The sequence below is a fragment of the Catellatospora paridis genome, assembly GCF_009720365.1.
Lineage (GTDB): Bacteria > Actinomycetota > Actinomycetes > Mycobacteriales > Micromonosporaceae > Catellatospora > Catellatospora paridis.
On record NZ_WBZD01000045.1, the window covers coordinates 71,854 to 89,273 of the forward strand.

Genomic DNA, 17,420 nt, shown 5'->3' on the forward strand with positions numbered 1-17,420 from the left:
GGATGCAGCCGCGGCGCGGGCCGGTCAGGCCGGGCGGCGGGACTGGACGATGCGGAAGCGGCTCGCCACGAACGCGCCGTCGGTCAGCGCCGCGTTGGCGGCCGGGTTCGCGCCGGAGGCGTGGAAGTCGGAGAACGCCGCCGACTGGTTGACGAAGATGCCGCCGGTCAGGTTCGCCGACAGGTGCACGCCCACCTCCATCGCCGCCTGCTCGACCGCGTCCAGCACGGACTCGTCGGTGCTGTAGACCGCCGCGGTGATGGCGCCCTTCTCCCCGACCGTCTTCCGGAAGATGCCGATGCTGTCCGCGGTCGACTCGGTCGGCACCGCGAAGGTCACCGGGCCGAAGCACTCGGCGGCGTAGCCGTCGGTCACCTTCACGATCATCGGGGTGCGCACCACCGCACCGGCGTACGCCGGGTGGGCCAGCTCGGCCGAGTCGAGCACCACGTCGCCCATCTTGCGGGCGGCCTCGATGCGGTCCACCACGTCGGCGTTGACGATCGCGCCGGTGAACTCGACGGCCTTGGCCGGGTCGGCGGTGACCGCGCGGACCGCGCCCGCGATGCCGTCGACGACCTCGTCGAAGCTCTTGTGCCCGGCCTCGGTCCCGATGCCGCCGGCCGGGATGAGCAGGTTCTGCGGGGTGGTGCACATCTGGCCGCTGTACAGGGTCAGCGAGAAGCCCAGGTTGCGGCACATGCCGGCGAAGTCGTCGGTCGAGTCGACGATGACCGTGTTGACGCCCGCCTTCTCGGTGTACACCTGCGCCTGGCGGGCGTTGGCCTCCAGCCAGTCGCCGAAGGCCGTGGAGCCGGTGAAGTCGATGAGGCGGATCTCGGGCCGCAGTGCCAGGTCGGCGGCGACCGGCGCCTCGCGGGTGTCGACCGCAAGCTGCACCGCGTTCGGGTCGAGCCCGGCCTCGGCCAGCACCTCGCGGGCGACCTGCACGGTGATGGCGAGCGGCAGCACCGCGCCCGGGTGCGGCTTGACCAGCACCGGGTTGCCGGTGATCAGCGAGGCGAACAGGCCCGGCCACGAGTTCCAGGTCGGGAAGGTGTTGCAGCCGACGACCAGGCCGATGCCGCGCGGCACCAGGTGATACGTCTTGGCCAGCGTGTCGGCCTTCTTGGTCCACACCACGGAGCCGACCTGCCGGGTCTGCTCGGCGTAGCCGTAGGCGACCGCCTCCAGCGCCCGGTCCAGCGCGTGCGGGCCGCCGGCCTGGAAGGCCATCACGAACGCCTGGCCGGTGGTCGCGTGCACCGCGTTGGCCAGCTCGAACACCCGCTTGTGCAGGCGGGCCAGGATCTCCAGGCACACCCCGGCACGGACCTGCGGCCCGGCGTCGCGCCACGAGGGCAGCGCGGCCTTGGCGGCGGCGATCAGAGCATCAGGGCTGGTCCGGGGGTATCGCACCCCGAGCGGGATGCCGAACGGCGACTGCTCCGGGGCCACCCACTCGTCGGCGGGCTGGTCCAGCGGGAAGTCCTTGCCCTGCAGGGCGGTGAAGGCGGCCTTGCCGTCGGCGGCGGCGGTCTCGCCGTACACCTTGGGGCTCGGCGACTCCGGGTAAGCCGACCAGTAGCCGCGCTCGGTGATCGCCCGTAGCGCGCTGTTCAGCAGCTCCTCATGGGTGGCGAAGAGGTCCGTGGTGGTGACAGTCATGCCCCTCATCATGCCCGACGAGGTGAGCGGAGCCACAGTTGAACATGTTCAAGTCGTGTGTCAGCATGAAAACGTCCGCAAGTTGAACACGTTCAAATCGGAGATGGGACATGGACCCGAAGCTGGCCGTGTACCTGGCCTACGCGGCCGTCACCCTCGCGCTGACCCTCTGGGTCGGCCACACCCTGCAACGTCACGGACAGGCGTTCCTGCGCGACGTGCTGCCCACCGGGGAGCTCGCCGCCGCCGTCACGAAGTTCCTCGTGGTCGGCTTCTACCTGCTCAACCTCGGCTACATGGCGATCGCCATGAAGACCTACGACGAGGTGACCGGCCCCGTCGACGCGGTCGAGACGCTCGCCACCAAGATCGGCATCATCATGCTCGCGCTGGTGGTGGTGCACCTGGGCACCGTGCTGCTGCTCGGCCGGCTCCGCCGGCAGATGCAGACGACGGTGACCAGGGCGTACCCGGTGCCCGCAGCCGCGCTCACCCAGCAGGCGACGGACCGGCGACCGGCTGACCAGGCCGACGCACGCCGCCTGACCCCGGCCGCGTGAGTCGCCGCTAGCGTGGGCAGCGTGACGCACACCGACAACGGCTCGTCCCCCGCCGCCGAGCAGGCGGCCCGGGGACGGGCCGCTGACACGTCCCGGGGCGAGCAGACCCGCCAGGCGATCGTGGCCAGCGCGATCCGGCTGTTCGGCGAGGCCGGGTACGAGAAGACGACGATGCGGGCGATCGCCGCCGACGCCGGGGTCTCGGTCGGCAACGCCTACTACTACTTCCCCGCCAAGGAGGCACTGGTCTCCGAGTTCTACCTGGAGTTGCAGCGCGAGCACCTGGCCCGGGTCGAGCCGATCCTCGGCAGCGGCACGTCCTTCGGCGACCGGCTGACCGCGATCCTGCGCGAGGGCATCGAGGTGTGGGCGCCGCACCACGCGTTCGCGGGCCGGTTCATCGGCATCGCGGCAGTGCCCGGCTCGCCGGTGAGCCCGTTCAGCGACGCGTCGAGCGAGGCCCGCGAGCTGGCCACCAGCATCTTCCACCGGCTGGTCGACAGCACCGAGACGAAGATGGACCCGCAGCTGCGGGCCCGGCTGCCACAGCTGCTGTGGCTGGCCCAGCTCGGGCTGGTCGTGTACTGGGTGCACGACACCACGCCCGGCCAGCGCCGCACCCGCGCGGTGGTGGACCTGGCCGTGCCCTACCTGGAGTACCTGGTCGGGGCATCCCGCATGAAGATCTTCAAGCCGCTGACCACCCGCGGCCTGACCCTGCTGGAAGCCGTCTGGCCGCGCGCGGCCGGGTGAGGCCGCTCAGCACTTGCGGGGCTTGGCCCCGTCGATCAGTCGGACGTAGGCGTGCGAGACGTAGATGCCGTCGCCGACCCGGTTCCACAGGTCGGTCGTACGCACCGTCCCCTTGACCTTGTCGCCTTTGACCTGGCACCGGATCGGCACCTGGGCGTAATCGCCCGCGCCGCCGCGCAGGTCGGCCTTGACCTTCGGGGCCGAGCGCACGCGCAGCCACTCGCCGCCGTCGGTGTCGACCACGCCCCGGTCGCCCTCGCCGGTCCACAGGAAGGTGACGTGGACCCAGTCGTTGTCGTCGAGGTCGAGGCCGTCCCAGAACGCGCCGTCGGCGATGTCGATGCCGGCCGGGTTGAGCACCTCGCGGCCGAACTCGTCCTCGCCGTCGTTGTGGTCATCCTGATACGCCGCCTGCGCCTGCGGCTTGCCGCGCGGCAGCTTCTCCCACATGTGCCGGTCGTCGGCCCAGTAGTCGTCCTTGGTGTTCCACGGGCCGACGTCCCACACCGGCAGGAACACGCACCGGTCGTTGCCCTCGTGGCAGACCCGGACGCTCTTGTCGCCCTCGCCGCGGTCGGACAGCCCGCGCCAGGAGGGCAGCGCGGCGAACCAGTCGCGTTTGGTGATCTTGTGGCCGTTCGCGGTCTTCCAGCCGACCAGACCCTCCCGGGTCGCGAAGACCTTGGTGGTGAGCGTGCCGCCCGCGGGCGGCGCGAGCGCCACGGCGGGAGTGGTCAGCGCGGCCAGCGCCGCGGGCACGACGGTGAGGGAGGCGATCAGGGACACGAGCAATCGAGGCCTCATGTCCCTGATCAACGATCACGACACCCGTCGGGTGCCGGGCGTACGGCCAGTCCGATTTAGGCAAATGGTCCGTTTTAGTTAGCCGACGCGGCGGGGCCGTCCTTCGCCAGGTCGAGCTGCCAGTTCTGGAAGGCGGCGACCTTGCGGAAGCCCATCTGCTCGTTGATCGAGATCATGAACCCGTTCGCCGCCGCGTTGAAGGTGTCCACCACCTCGACCTGCGGCATCTCGGCCCGGAAGAAGCGCAGGTTCTCCACCTTCACCAGCGCGCCGAGCCGGTGGCCGCGGTGGACCGGGTCCACGATGGTGATCTGCTGCCAGGCATGCCCGGGCGTCTCCTCGTCGGAGGAGATCGTGGTCCAGGCGACCAGGGCGCCGGTCTGCTCGTGTATCGCCCCGGTGTGGAACGTACGCCGCCTGCGCGCCGCGACCGCCTCCTCGAACCGGCGCAAGCGGCCCACGTCCGGCTTCTCCCCCTCGAGCGGCAGATCGCCCCTCGGCGCGTCGGTCATCAGCCGGGACTCCAGGTAGGCCACGCCCTCGGCCAGCTCCTCGGGGGCCGCGTCCCGCCAGCGCACCAGGCGGTAGCCGACAGCCTTGGCCTGCGCGGCGGACTGCATGCCGGCCAGCACGTCCTCGTCGACCTCCGCCAGCGTCAGCCGTCGTTGCAGCTCCGGCAGCGTGTTCGTGAACCCGAACGCCGCCGCGAACGCGGCCGGGGCCTCGTCGGGCGCGGGCAGGTCCGGCATGGACAGCGAGCCGCTGGTCACCAGGACACTGCGGTCGTACTCGCGGGCGTACGCCAGCACCTCGCCGAACAGCGCCCGGCCCACGCCCCGCCGCCGGAACCGCGGCGCCACCTCGATCGTGAAGAAGAGGAGCTTCAGGTTCTCCTCCGTCATCCGGGACACCTCGAGCCGCCCCACGGGCTCGCCGTCCAGCCAGGCCAGCCGATGCTCCACGGCCCGCGCCGGAAACTCGTGTTCGAGCATCAACTCCGCCATCCGCCTGGTCCGCGGCGGAAGATACGGGAACTCGTACTCGCGAATCCGTTCCATCACCTCCACCCAGGCGTCGATGGAAGCGGGATCGTCAACGCTGACGGGGGCGATACGCAGACTCATGCCCGCCAGCGTCCTCCGCCCCCTCCCCCACCGCACCCCGTTTTTCCCGAGCGTGACGAAGCGAGGCGCCCCTGCGGGCAGGGGCGCCTCGGTGGTTCAGGAGCTAGCCGAGCAGGCCCGCCTCGCGGGCGGCCTTCAGCGACGGCTTCACCCGGTACGTCGGGCCGACGAGTTCGGCCACCGCGTCCAGCGTCTTCAGGCCCTCGCCGGTGTTGAAGACGACCGTCTCCAGGTCAGGGTCCAGCTTGCCGGAGGCGACCAGCTTCGCGGTCACCGCGGTGGTCACCCCGCCCGCGGTCTCCGCGAAGACGCCGGTGGTACGCGCCAGCAGCCGGATCGCGTCGCGGATCTCGTCGTCGGAGGCGTAGTCCATCCAGCCGCCGGTGCGGCGCACCGCCTCCAGTGCGTACAGCCCGGCGGCCGGGTCGCCGATGTTCAGCGACTTCGCGATGCCGGTCGGCTTCACGGGGGTGATCACGTCGGTGCCGGCGTGCAGCGCGGTGGCGATCGGGTTGCAGCCCAGCGACTGCGCGCCGAACACCTTCCAGCCGCCCTCGGGCGCGACGGCCAGACCCGACGACACCAGCTCCTCGAACGCCTTGTCAATCTTGGTGAGCAGCTCGCCGGAGGCCATCGGGATGACCACCTGCGCCGGGATGCGCCAGCCGAGCTGCTCGGCGACCTCGTATCCCAGCGTCTTGGAGCCCTCGGCGTAGAACGGGCGCACGTTCACGTTGACGAACGCGGTGTCCTCGAACTCGTCGGTCTCCACCAGCTCCGAGCACAGCCGGTTGACGTCGTCGTACGAGCCCTCGATGGCGACCAGGTCACCGCCGTACACCGCGGTGGTGATGATCTTGCCCGACTCCAGGTCGTGCGGGACGAACACGATGGAGGGCACGCCCGCGCGGGCGGCGTGCGCGGCGACCGAGTTGGCCAGGTTGCCGGTGGACGCGCAGGCGTAGCGGGTGAAGCCGAGCGCCTTCGCGGCGGTCAGCGCCACCGACACGACGCGGTCCTTGAACGAGTGCGTCGGGTTGGCCGAGTCGTCCTTCACCCACAGCGGGGCCCGCAGGCCGATCTCGGCGGCGAGCGCGTCGGCGCGTACCAGCGGGGTCAGGCCCGGGTTGAGGGTCACCCGGTCGGCGGCGTGCTGGCCGACGGGCAGCAGGCCCGCGTAGCGCCAGATGTTCTGCGGTCCCGCCTCGATCTGCGCGCGCGTCACCTTCGCCAGGGAGTCCGCGTCGTACCAGACCTCGAGCGGGCCGAAACACTCGTAACAGGCGTGCTGGGCGGCGAGCGGAAAGCGGGCGCCACAGCCGCGACACTCCAGGCCGCGAGCGGGGGAATCGACACCGAGGGGCGCGATGACGGCAGACGTCATGAGATGTTTCCTCTCATCTTCCCGGCGTCACCGATCTGGCCCGCCGGACGGAGTTGGCACCTGCCATCGATGGTGGTTGCCGGAGCGTCGTCGGGCCGTGTCCCTCAGCTCCTCTGGATGAGGTATTCAGTTGTGCTTTGCAGTTAATCAGAACCGCGATCGCCGTTTCCAGCGTTCCCAGCGGATGAGATGCAGACCTCACCCGTCACAGCGGCGGAAACCGGCAGGCCGCGACGGTGGGGAGACCGTCGCGGCCTGCGGGCGTATGGCGAGCTGAGCTGCGCCTTTGTCTCGCCGGGAGGCGCTCCTTCTTCGTCAGGGCTTGAGGAGGTCGCGGACGGCCTTGGCGTCGGTCGTGGCGGCGCGCAGGTGGGTGCGGGCGGTGCGGGCGTCGGTGCGGGCGGCGGTGGTCTTGGCCTTGATCGCCGTGGCGTCGGGGCCGGGCGGGACGGCCAGCAGGTCGTCGACCAGGCCGGACAGGGCGGACTCCATCGCGTCGAGCGCGGACTTCATATGCGCCAGCTTGGCCTCGGCGTCGCCGACGTCCTTGCCTGCGGACTCGGCCGCCGTGACGGCCTCGGCGAGCTTGCCGTGCAGGGTGCGCAGGCGGGTCAGCGCCGCGGACTCCACGTCGGCCGCCAGCGTCAGGTGGACCTGGGGACGGACCAGCAGATACACCCGGTAGTCCTCGACCATGCTGCGGGTGTCGGCCCGGACCGCCTCGAGCGTCGTCTCGGCCGCGACCTTGGCACGCAGCTCGGTGAGGCCGGCGATGTCGGCGTCGAGGGTCTTCTGCAGCGCGGCCTGGTGGGCGTCGGTCAGGCGCGCCGCGTTGCGGATCGCCACGCCCTCGGCACGCAGCATGGCGAGCCGGCCGTCGATGCGTACGGTGGTCAGCTTCTTGGCGTTGGCCAGGTTCGCGGCCTGGTCGGCCGCCTGCACGGCGACCCCGGCGACGGGAGCCGCGGCCTGCGCGGGCACCCCGGTGGCGGAGGCGAGCGCGGCGGCGGTCAGGGTGGTGGCGGCGAACAGCAGGCCACGGCGGATCAGCATGTCAGTCCTCATCGTTCGGGCTCTCCTCTGCCTTCTTCAGCTGCCCGTCCAGTTCCGCCAGCAGCTTGTCGAGTTCCACGAGGTCCTTGTCCGCCTGGCTCACCGCGGCGGCCGCGTCCACGGGAGCGGTGGTCTTCGGCGCGGCCTCGGGGCTGTTCGTGGTGGTGGCCACGGTGCTCCCGGCGTCCGGCCCGGCCGGCTGCGACGCATCCGGGTCGCCCCCGCGGCACGCAGTCAGCGCGACACCTAACGCCACGGCAAGCGCCGTCATGGCAATGGCACGTCTCATGAACGGCACTCTGCCCACCCCGCGTCAGCCCGGCGCACGCCGCAATGTAAGCGCCACGTCAGGATCCCCACCCGCCCAGAAATAGACGCTGGCCTATCTGGATGAGAATTCGGCGATCGGACTCATCCAGATAGGCCAGCGTCAATGACAAACGGGGCCGCGCGGCGCACCCTCAGGAGACGACGTCCTTGCGGGAGAACCGGTAGAAGGCCAAGGCGCAGAACGCGGTGAAGTAGCAGACCGCGGAGATGGTGCCCTTGATGATGTCGTCGAACTGCATCGGTGTTGTCAGCAGGCCCAGATAGGCCTGGGCGAAGTGCGTCGGCAGGAAGTTGCGCAGCTCGCCCAGCGCCGTGATCTGATCCAGGATCGAGGACACGATGTACAGCAGCACCGCGCCGCCGACCGCGCCGAGCGGGGCGTCGGTGAGCACCGACAGCAGGAACGCCAGCCCCGCCACGACCAGCATGTTGATGCCGAGGAAGCCGGCGGTGGCCAGCAGGCGCAGCAGGCCCTCCCCCGGCGGGATCTCCGCGGCGATGCCCGACTGCAGCGGATGCCAGCCGTAGCGCACCGTGCCCAGCAGCAGCGCGGTGCCGAGCAGGGCCAGCACCGCCAGCGCCGAGTAGCTCAGCGCGACCGCCAGCTTGACGCCGAGCAGGCGCGCCCGCGGCACCGGCACCGCCAGCAGGTAGCGCAGGCTGCCCCAGCTCGCCTCGGCGGCGACCGTGTCACCGTGGAACAGCGCCACCACCACGACCAGCAGGAAGCTCGCCGAGACGAACAGCGCGAACATCGCGAAGTTCAGCCCGCCGGAGATCGCGGCGTCGGACAGCTGGGAGAACTGGCCCCGACCGGAGCGGCCGTCGTCGTCGCTGCCGCCCAGCTCGAACGCGATCAGGAGGATGACCGGCAGCACCACCATGAAACCCAGGGCGAGCTGGGTGCGCTTGCGCCGCCACTGCCGGGCGAACTCGGTGGCATAGGTCAGCGTGCGGCCCGCGCGGTATCCCTCCGCCGCCCCGTCGGCCTGCGCCGCAGCCCGTCCCGTCTTCAGTTCCACGCTCATGCCTTCTCCTCGCTGCGCTCGTCGGCGGCATGACCAGGCCCGCTGATTCGCTCGCGCTGCTCACTCATGCCTTCTCCTCGCTGCGCTCGTCGGCGGCATGTCCGAACCTGCTGATTCGCTCGCTGCGCTCGGTCATGCCTTCTCCTCGCTGTGCACGTCGACGGCAGGGGTCTCCGGCTTGCCGAGTCGCTCGCTCATCGGTCCCCGCTTCCCGCCGTCGAGTCGCCCACCAGGGCCAGGAACGCGTCCTCCAGCCGCCGGCGCGGCGTGACCCGGTCGATGCCGACGCCGGCCCGCACCAGCGCGGAGACCGCGTCGGTGCGGCTGACGTCGCCGAGGTCCACCACGAGCGTGCGCTCGCCGTCGACGGCGTACCCGGTGACCCCGTCGAGGCGGTCGAGGGTCTTGCTGGCGAGGTCGATGTCGGTCACGTCGAGCAGCGTGGTCGGGCTGTCCCCGACGATCTCGTCGACCCGGCCGGACGCCACGACCCGCCCCTTGTGCACCACGACGGCGTGGGTGCAGGTCTGCTCCACCTCGGCCAGCAGGTGGCTGGAGACCAGCACGGCCCGGCCGTCGGAGGCGTATCGCTGCAGCACCCGGCGCATCTCGGCGATCTGCGGCGGGTCGAGCCCGTCCGTCGGCTCGTCGAGCACCAGCAGCTCCGGCAGGCCGAGCATGGCCTGGGCGACGGCCAGGCGCTGCTTCATACCGTGGCTGTAGTTCTTGACCTTGCGCTTGACCGCGTCGCCGAGGCCCGCGATGGCGAGCGCGTCGTCGAAGCGGGCCTCCTCCCACGGCCGGCCGGTGGCCCGCCAGTATGCGGCGAGGTTCTGCTCGCCGGACAGGTGCGGCAGGAAGCCCGGCCCTTCGACCAGCGCGCCGATCCGGGACAGCACCGGCGCGCCCGGGGCCAGCCGGTGGCCGAAGATCAGCACCTCGCCGGCGGTGGCCTGGGTCAGCCCCATCAGCACGCGCAGGCTGGTCGTCTTGCCGGCGCCGTTCGGGCCGAGCAGGCCGACCACCTGGCCGCGCTCCACGGTGAAGTCGATGCTGTCCACGGCCACGAAGTCGCCGTACGTCTTGCGCAGGCCACGCACCCACAGCGGGGTGTCGGCGTGCGCGGCGGAGACCGAGTGGTCCACCCGCCGGTGCCGCCGCCGGGCCACCACGATCACGATCGCCAGCCCGACGGCCAGCAGCGCGACCAGGCCGAGCAGCACGTACAGCCAGAGCGCGTCGGCGGTGGCGATCGGGGTCCCGGGGGCCGTGGGCAGGGTGACCAGCCCACCGCCGTCGGCCGGGCCGACCGCCACGGTGTAGTCGACCGGCGCGGCCAGGCCCAGGTAGGACTGGTCGGCGGTGGCGATGGTGATCCGCAGGCGGTGGCCCGCCTCGAACTCGCGGACGATGCCCGGCAGGGTCACCTGCACCGGTCGCGCCTGGTCGATGGCGGTCGGCAGGCCGGTCAGCCGCACCGGCGCGATCAGGCCCATGCTCAGCGCCGCCGAGCCGTTCGGGTCGACGTCGTACAGCTTGACGTAGAGCACCGCCTCACCGGTCGGCGACGCCGCCCGGATCTGCACGCTCGGCGTGCCGACCACGCTCACCGCCTGCGCCAGCGGCGCCGACTCGAAGCGCGCGTGCTGGCCGGGCAGGTCGCTGACGACGCCGTTGACGAAGCTCGACAGCGCGCCCGACCCCGTGCCCGGCAGCGAGGACAGCGCGGCCGGGGTGCCGTTGGGCGGGTTCGCGACGGTACGCGGACCGCCGCTCACCGGCACCTGCACGGCGCTCTGCCCCGTCAGACCCGGATAGTCGGTGATCTGGTAGCCGGTCGCCATGGTGCCCCGGTCCACCGCGTCCAGCCCGGTGATGCGCGAATAGGTGAAGCTCGCCGCGGGCGCCTCGCCGTTGCCTTTGAGGTAGTGGTCGAACCACTGCGCGGTCAGGAACTTCAGCCGGTCGGCGTCGGACTGCGGGCCGTCGCCGCCGTCGTGGCCGCCGCTGAACCAGGCCACCCGCACCGGCGTGCCGTTCGCGGCGATGCCGCGCGCGTTGGCGTCGGCCTCGGTCAGCGGGAACAGCGAGTCGGCCAGGCCCTGGATGAGCAGCGTGGGGGCCTTGATCTGGTTGAGCACCGAGCCGGGGCTGCGCGCGGCCAGTTGCTGGCGCGAGTCCGCGTCGAGCCGACCGGCGGCCGCGACGCGCAGGTAGGTCTGGCAGATGTCGGCGGCCCAGCGGCCGCACTGCGGGTTGAGGTTCGCCGGACCGGCCCCGCCGGCGCCCGGCGCCTCGCCGCCCTCACCCGGCGCCTCGCCGTTCGCGCCGAGCGACTCCAGGTCCAGGCCGCCACCGCCGCCACGGCCGCCGGACATGCCGGAGCTGAAGAAGACGCCGGCCCAGGCCTGCTTGAACACGCCGTCGTCGGTGGTGGCCGCGGACTGCGCGAACAGCGACTTGCCGAGGTCGTTCCACGTGATCATCGGGACGATCGCGTCGACCCGCTTGTCCTGCGCCGCGAGCAGCAGCGACAGCGCGCCGCCGTACGAGCCGCCGAGCACGCCGACCCGCGGGTCACCGGACGCGTCGAGCTGGATGTCGTCCCGCTTGGCGAGGTGGTCCAGCAGCCGCTGGGCGTCGCGGACCTCGTAGTCCGGGGAGTTCAGGTGGATCTGCCCGGTGCTCGCGCCGAAGCCCTGCGCGGTCCAGGTGAGCACCGCGTACCCGAGCCCGGCCAGGTCCTGCGCGTCGAGGGCGACGCTTTCCTTCGTGCCACCGAACCCGTGCGCCAGCAGCAGCGCGGGCACCTTGTTCCCCGCGGACGCGCCGTCGGGCAGGTAGAGCCGGGTGTCGAGGCTGACGTCCTGGTCGCCGAGCGGGCCGGTACGCACCGACACCCGCTCGTCGACCGTGCGGTAGCCGGGGTCCTCGGGCCACACCGCCCAGGCTGCCAGCCCGGCCAGCAGCACGACGCCGACACCTCCGGCGATCCACCGTCTGTTGATCTTCGCCCGTACTCGGGCCGCGAGCGCGCGCATGACCGCCACAGTACGGCGCGACACCGGCGGACCCATCGGGGACAACCCCCACGCAAGCTGAGAGTTCTTTCAGCCGGCGTGCGGGTGGAGTTCAGGCTTCTATCGCGTGCTGCGGGTGCGGGCCCGGCTGCCGCGCAGCCGCCGCAGCCGGCCGACGAGCACCGGCTCGTGCTCCAGCGCGGCCGGGTTGTCGAGCAGCGCGTTCAGCAGCTGGTAATAACGCGTCGCGGAGACCTCGAACTGGTCGCGGATCGCCTGCTCCTTGGCCCCGGCGTGGCGCCACCACTTCTTCTCGAAGGCGAGGATGTGCCGGTCGCGCTCGGACAGCGCCTCGTCCTCGGTGACCACGACCGCGGCGGGCAGGTCGGAGTCGACCTCGTCGTCGCGCTCGGCCGGCGGGGCCAGGTCGACCGGGGACGGCTCGCGCCGGGGAGCCGGGATCAGGGGCAGTTCCTCCAGGTCGCTGCCGTCGGCTCGCGAACGCTGTCTGATCTGCTCCATTTTGTCCCCTCCCCATGGGCCACGTCCCACGAGTCTAGGTGTGCTGTCGTGATCAACGAAAGACCTGTGATCAGGGTTGCTGTGCCACAAAAGCGACCGGGCGGCCGGAGTATCCGATACCCCGGCCGCCCGGCCGTATGCCAAGTTCCGCGGGTCAGCTGATGTCGCGGCGGCGCATCTGCCAGAAGGCCAGCACCAGCACCACGGCGATCACGCCGAGCGCGATGGAGCCACTGCCCTGCCAGGTCAGCACCATCTCGGGCGCGTTGCACCCGTTCTGGTCACAGCTCACCGCGCCCGACCAGTCCTGCAGCACCGCTTCCTTGTCCATCCAGGCGAAGATGTGCATCGGCACCAGGTACTGGTCCGCGAACTTCACCCCCGCCAGCTCCAGCACGATGCGCAGGCCGATCTGGCCGACGATGACCACCCCGAGCGCCACTCCCAGCGCCAGGCCGGTGTGCCGCCCGATGGAGGCCAGACCGAAGCCGAGCACCGCGAAGGCCAGGATCAGCGCCAGGCCCCGCAGCGCCGACAGCCCGAAGGACTGCCATACGCCCGAGGTCAGACCGTCGGTCGTGCCTCGATAGACACCGGTGGCCCACAACGCCGCCGTCCACAGCGCCAGCGTGGTCAACGCGATGGCGGTGACCGAGCCCAGCAGCACGGTCAGCTTCGTGCCGAGCACCGACATCCGTTTCGGGCGCCAGGTCAGCAGGTTCATCATCGACCCGGAGGCCCACTCCGCCCCGATGAAGGTCGCCCCGAGCACGAACGCGATCATCCCGATGATCGACGCCCAGATCAGCAGCAGCGGCTGGAACATCCCCTTGAAGTCGAACGACGGCGGCATGAAGTTCTCGACCGGGAAGTTCTCGCGCCCCGGTCCCTGGCACGGCTGGCCGTTGTTGTGCTTCTCGCACTCCGCCTTGTACTGCTCGAAGTAGCCCAGCTCCTGCTGATATGCCTGCTCGGCCCGGACCTCCGCGGCGGCGCGCGCCTCGGCGGTCGGCTTGCTGTGCACGAAGAACAGCGCGGTGGCGATGCCGGTCAGGAGCAGGATGCCGATCGGCACCAGCCAGCGGGTCAGCCGCCGCTTGAAGAACCGCCGGCGCTCAGCGCGTACCAGACTCATGCCTTCTCCTCGCTGCGCTCGTCGGCGGCATCGCCGAGCCCGCTGATTCGCTCGCGTAGCTCGCTCATGCCCCCACCCCGTTCTGCGGCGTGAGCTCCGGCCGCACGCTCTGATCGACCGAGCGGACCTGGCCGGGCACCGGGGCGGTGCCGGTCAGCTCCAGGAACACGTCTTCGAGGTCGGCCGTCACCGGCGTGAGCTCGCTGACGTAGAGCTGCCGCTCGGCCAGCAGCCGCGCGACCAGCGCGGGCTTGTCCACGCCGGACATGAGCAGGTGGTCCTCGTTCGCCTTCAGGTCGAACCCGCCGGCGACGAGCACCTGCGCGGCGGCGCTGAGGTCTGCCGGCGTCTCGAGGGCGACTCGCAACTGACCCGACGAGTGCGCCTGCAGCACCTCGGCGACCGGGCCCGCCGCCACCCGGCGGCCCAGCGAGATGATGGTGACGCTGTCGCAGATCAGCTGGATCTCGCCGAGGATGTGGCTGGACAGCACCACGGTCATGCCACCGGCCGACAGCGTGGCCATCATGTCGCGCATCTCGCGGATGCCGCCCGGGTCCAGGCCGTTGGCGGGTTCGTCGAGGATCAGCAGCTTCGGCTGCTTGAGCAGCGCCGACGCGACCGCCAGCCGCTGCTTCATGCCCAGCGAGTACGTCTTGACGCGCTCCTTGGCCCGCTCGCGCAGGCCGACCAGTTCCAGCGCCCAGTCGACCCGCGACTGCGGCAGGTTGCCCGCGTCGGCCAGCAGCGAGAGCGTGTCGCGCGCGGTGAAGTGCCCGAAGAACTGCGGGCTCTCCACGATCGCGCCGACCTGGCCGACCACTTCGGGCAGCAGCCGCGGCAGCTCGTGACCGAGGATGCGCATCTCGCCGCTGTCCGGCTTGATCAGGCCGAGCAGCGTACGCAGGGTGGTGGTCTTGCCGGAGCCGTTGGGCCCCAGGAAGCCGTGGACCTGTCCGGCCTCCACATACATCTCGAAGCCGTCCAGCGCCCGACGGGGGCCACCCCGGGCTCGGTACGTCTTACGCAGGCCTTGGATCTCCAAGACAGCGGTCACGGGCGACCTCCTAGGTATCAGTGACTTCCGCACCCTACGGGGTATGCACCCGGAGACGCAGCCCTGATCTTCCCGGTTTCTTCACAACCGCACCCCGTAGGGAAACCCCTACGGACAGGGGTCAGGCAACGATGACGTTGAGGCCGGCTTCGCGGAAGGCGGCGACCGCGGCGGGGTCGGCGTTGGAGTCGGTGACCAGGGTTTCTATGCGCTCGACGGGGCAGATCCGGGCGAACGCGTGGCTGCCGAGCTTGGACGAGTCCGCGATGATCGCCACGCGCTTGGCGCGGGCCACCATCAGCGAGTTCATCGCCGCCTCGCCCTCGTGATGGGCGGCCGCGCCGAGCGTCACGTCGATCGCGTTGACGCCGAGCAGCACCAGGTCGAGGGTGACCTCGCGCAGGATGCCGCCGCCGAGCGGGCCGACCAGCTCGAACGACTGCGGGCGCACCACGCCGCCGGTCACCACGATCTTCATCCGGGAACGGACCAGCAGCTCGTTGGCGATGTTGAGCGCGTTGGTGACGACGGTGAGCTGCGCCCCCTCGGAGACCGAGTTGAGCTCGGGGCGCACGGCCAGGGCCCGGGCCACCTCGGTGGTAGTGGTGCCGCCGTTGAGGCCGACCACCATGCCGGGCTGCACCAGGGCGGCGGCGGCGGTGCCGATGCGCTGCTTCTCGGCCGAGTGCTTGGCGGTCTTGTAGCGCAGCGGGAGGTCGTACGAGACGCCGCTGGCGACCGCGCCGCCCCGGGTACGCGTGATCATCTGCTGCTGGGCGAGCTGGTCGAAGTCGCGGCGGATGGTGGCCTGCGAGACGTCCAGCCGCGCGGCGGCCTCCTCGACGGTCACCCGGCCGGAATCGGTGAGCAGCTCCAGCAGCGCGTTCCAGCGGGCGTACCGGTCCACCGAACCTCCGTTTGCGCGATTTCTGAGCGGATGCGTGCACACTAGTGCGCGAAACCAGCCCATGCAACGCGATGTGCTGCGCGTATGTGACTCTTGAGTTGCCATCGCCCGAGGCGTCACGCAGAATAGCGCGCGAAAACCCTTACTTTCGAGCCGTTCCGCGCACGCCTGCTTGGAGGAGCCCGCCTCATGACGTACGTCGCCGAAGAGATCAACAGCCAGCCTGAGCTCTGGCGACGAGCCGTGACCCAGGCCGCCGAGGTGACCGGGGCGCTGCCCCGCCCCGGCGAGCGCGTCGCCGTCGTCGGCTGCGGCACCTCCTGGTTCATGGCGATGGCGTATGCCGCGCTGCGCGAGGCCGCCGGCCAGGGCGAGACCGACGCCTTCGCGGGCAGCGAGTTCCCGATCGACCGGCCCTACGACCGGATCATCGCGATCACCCGGTCCGGCACCACCACCGAGGTCCTCGACATCCTGCGCAAGGCCGGTGACCGGAGCACGGTGCTGGTCGGCGACGTGGACACGCCGGCGGTCACGCTGGCCCGCGACGTGATCGCGCTGCCCTGGGCCGACGAGCGGTCCGTCGTGCAGACCCGCTTCGCCACCAGCGCGCTCACCCTGCTGCGCGCCTCGCTCGGCGAGGACCTGGCCCAGGCCGCCGACGACGCGCAGCGCGCCCTCGACCTGCCGCTGCCGCTCGACCCGGCGACCATCGAGCAGGTCACCTTCGTGGGCCGGGGCTGGACCAACGGCCTGGCCCAGGAGGCCGCGCTGAAGTGCCGCGAGGCGGCGACCTTCTGGACCGAGGCGTACCCGGCGATGGACTTCCGGCACGGCCCGATCTCGATCAGCACCACCGGCCGCGCGGTGTGGGCCTTCGGCGAGGTCCCGCCCGGCCTGCGCGAGGATGTCGAGGCGACCGGCGCGACCTTCGTGCACGACCCGTCGATCGACCCGGCCGCGCACCTGATCGTCGCTCAGCGCTTCGCCGTCGCCCTGGCCGAGCACAAGGGCCTGAACCCCGACACCCCGCGCCACCTGACCCGCTCGGTAGTGCTGTCATGACCGCGCACCAGCCTGATGACGTCGTCGTCTCCATCGACGTCGGCGGCACCGGCATGAAGTGCGCCCTGGTCGACGTCGCCCACCGGGTGCGCCACACCGAACGCCACGCCACCGGCCGCGAGCGCGGGCCGCAGGCGGTGCTCGGCACCATCCTCGACGTCGCCGCGGGACTGGCCGCGACCGCCACTGAACGCGGCTGGCGGCCCGTCGGCGCGGGCGTGGTCGTGCCCGGCATCGTCGACGAGGCCAACGGCATCGCGACGTACTCGTCGAACATCGGTTTCCGCGATGTGCCGCTGCGCCGCGAGATCGTCGCGCGCACCGGCCTGCCCACCGCGGTCGGCCACGACGTGCGGGCCAGCGGCCTGGCCGAGGCCCGGCTCGGCGCGGGCCGGGGACGCAAGCATGTGCTGGTGATCCCGATCGGCACCGGCATCGCCGCCGCGCACGTCGTCGACGGCACGGTCATGTCGGGCGCGCACGGCGCGGCCGGGGAGATCGGCCACATCGTGGTGCGCCCCGGCGGCCCGCTCTGCGGCTGCGGCCTGCGCGGCTGCCTGGAGGCGCTGGCGTCGGCCAGCGCGGTCGAGCGCCGCTACGCCGAGCTCGCGGGCAGCCCCGCCACCGCGGCGCAGGTCGCCGGACGGCTGGGCACCGACAAGCACGCCGACCAGGTATGGGCGGAGACCGTCGACGCGCTCGCCGACGGCCTGCTGACCGGCCAGGCGCTGTACGACCCGGAACTGGTCGTCATCGGCGGCGGCCTGGCCGAGTCCGGCGAGACGCTGCTGGCCCCGCTGCGCGACGCGCTGGGTAAGAAGGTCACCTTCCACCGCGTACCGGAGATCGTGCGCGCCGAACTCGGCGACGAGTCAGGCAGCCTCGGCGCGGCCCTGATCGCCCTGGACCTGCTCGAACGTAGCGAGCAGCAGGCATGAGCGAGCGGATCGGCAGCCGTGCCGCCGACGAGCACGACGAGGAGCACGCATGAGCGAGCATCGCGAGCGAAT

Annotated in this window: 16 protein-coding genes and 1 riboswitch; of the genes, 4 read left to right on the plus strand and 12 right to left on the minus strand. The window is 71.4% G+C overall.

Annotated features, from left to right (window positions below):
• Nucleotides 1–24 precede the first annotated feature (24 nt).
• Entirely contained in the window at nt 25–1,668 is a 1,644-nt protein-coding gene (gene paaN / locus F9C41_RS39670) for a phenylacetic acid degradation protein PaaN (protein WP_407924782.1), read from the minus strand.
• A 110-nt stretch (nt 1,669–1,778) separates the two neighbouring features.
• Between paaN and F9C41_RS39675 the strand changes: the two genes are divergently transcribed.
• Entirely contained in the window at nt 1,779–2,228 is a 450-nt protein-coding gene (locus F9C41_RS39675) for a hypothetical protein (RefSeq protein ID WP_155392001.1), read from the plus strand.
• A gap of 21 nt (nt 2,229–2,249) precedes the next feature.
• Nucleotides 2,250–2,981: a TetR/AcrR family transcriptional regulator gene (locus F9C41_RS39680; RefSeq protein ID WP_155392002.1), complete on the plus strand. Its 732-nt coding sequence runs from the start codon at nt 2,250–2,252 to the stop codon at nt 2,979–2,981.
• Between the two features lie 6 nt (nt 2,982–2,987).
• Here the strand turns inward: F9C41_RS39680 and F9C41_RS39685 are convergent, their stop codons facing one another.
• From F9C41_RS39685 to F9C41_RS39735, 11 genes are all read right to left on the minus strand, one after another.
• Nucleotides 2,988–3,785: a hypothetical protein gene (locus F9C41_RS39685; protein WP_155392003.1), complete on the minus strand. Its 798-nt coding sequence runs from the start codon at nt 3,783–3,785 to the stop codon at nt 2,988–2,990.
• 74 nt (nt 3,786–3,859) lie between these two features.
• Nucleotides 3,860–4,909 (minus strand): GNAT family N-acetyltransferase, encoded by a 1,050-nt coding sequence (locus F9C41_RS39690; RefSeq protein WP_155392004.1) that lies wholly within the window; start codon nt 4,907–4,909, stop codon nt 3,860–3,862.
• Between the two features lie 103 nt (nt 4,910–5,012).
• On the minus strand, nt 5,013–6,293 hold the full coding sequence (gene thrC, locus F9C41_RS39695; protein WP_155392005.1) for a threonine synthase: 1,281 nt from the start codon (nt 6,291–6,293) through the stop codon (nt 5,013–5,015).
• Nucleotides 6,294–6,303: 10 nt separating this feature from the next.
• A riboswitch (SAM riboswitch) is annotated at nt 6,304–6,417 on the minus strand.
• Nucleotides 6,418–6,608: 191 nt separating this feature from the next.
• Nucleotides 6,609–7,358 carry a hypothetical protein gene (locus F9C41_RS39700; protein WP_155392006.1) on the minus strand — a complete coding sequence of 250 codons (750 nt, stop codon included), beginning with the start codon at nt 7,356–7,358 and terminating at the stop codon, nt 6,609–6,611.
• Nucleotides 7,348–7,635, minus strand: coding sequence for a hypothetical protein (locus F9C41_RS39705; protein WP_155392007.1), 288 nt, complete (start codon nt 7,633–7,635; stop codon nt 7,348–7,350). Before F9C41_RS39705 ends, F9C41_RS39700 begins: the two co-directional genes overlap by 11 nt.
• 172 nt (nt 7,636–7,807) lie before the next feature.
• Nucleotides 7,808–8,704 (minus strand): ABC transporter permease, encoded by an 897-nt coding sequence (locus tag F9C41_RS39710; protein WP_155392008.1) that lies wholly within the window; start codon nt 8,702–8,704, stop codon nt 7,808–7,810.
• Between the two features lie 194 nt (nt 8,705–8,898).
• Nucleotides 8,899–11,745: an alpha/beta fold hydrolase gene (locus F9C41_RS39715; protein ID WP_155392009.1), complete on the minus strand. Its 2,847-nt coding sequence runs from the start codon at nt 11,743–11,745 to the stop codon at nt 8,899–8,901.
• 99 nt (nt 11,746–11,844) lie between these two features.
• Nucleotides 11,845–12,246, minus strand: a complete 402-nt coding sequence (locus F9C41_RS39720) for a DUF3263 domain-containing protein (protein WP_155392010.1) — start codon at nt 12,244–12,246, stop codon at nt 11,845–11,847.
• 154 nt (nt 12,247–12,400) lie between these two features.
• The gene (locus tag F9C41_RS39725; protein WP_155392011.1) at nt 12,401–13,381 is read right to left on the minus strand and encodes an ABC transporter permease subunit; all 981 of its coding nucleotides are present in this window, start codon (nt 13,379–13,381) and stop codon (nt 12,401–12,403) included.
• A 64-nt stretch (nt 13,382–13,445) separates the two neighbouring features.
• Entirely contained in the window at nt 13,446–14,438 is a 993-nt protein-coding gene (locus F9C41_RS39730; RefSeq protein WP_155392012.1) for an ABC transporter ATP-binding protein, read from the minus strand.
• Between the two features lie 121 nt (nt 14,439–14,559).
• Nucleotides 14,560–15,345, minus strand: coding sequence for a DeoR/GlpR family DNA-binding transcription regulator (locus F9C41_RS39735; RefSeq protein WP_155392013.1), 786 nt, complete (start codon nt 15,343–15,345; stop codon nt 14,560–14,562).
• Nucleotides 15,346–15,534: 189 nt separating this feature from the next.
• Between F9C41_RS39735 and F9C41_RS39740 the strand changes: the two genes are divergently transcribed.
• Both F9C41_RS39740 and F9C41_RS39745 read left to right on the plus strand, forming a co-directional pair.
• Complete coding sequence (locus tag F9C41_RS39740; RefSeq protein WP_155392014.1) at nt 15,535–16,410, plus strand: SIS domain-containing protein; 876 nt, start codon at nt 15,535–15,537, stop codon at nt 16,408–16,410.
• Nucleotides 16,407–17,348 carry an ROK family protein gene (locus F9C41_RS39745; protein ID WP_155392015.1) on the plus strand — a complete coding sequence of 314 codons (942 nt, stop codon included), beginning with the start codon at nt 16,407–16,409 and terminating at the stop codon, nt 17,346–17,348. The genes F9C41_RS39740 and F9C41_RS39745 overlap by 4 nt, the downstream gene beginning before the upstream one ends.
• The last annotated feature ends 72 nt before the right edge of the window (nt 17,349–17,420 follow it).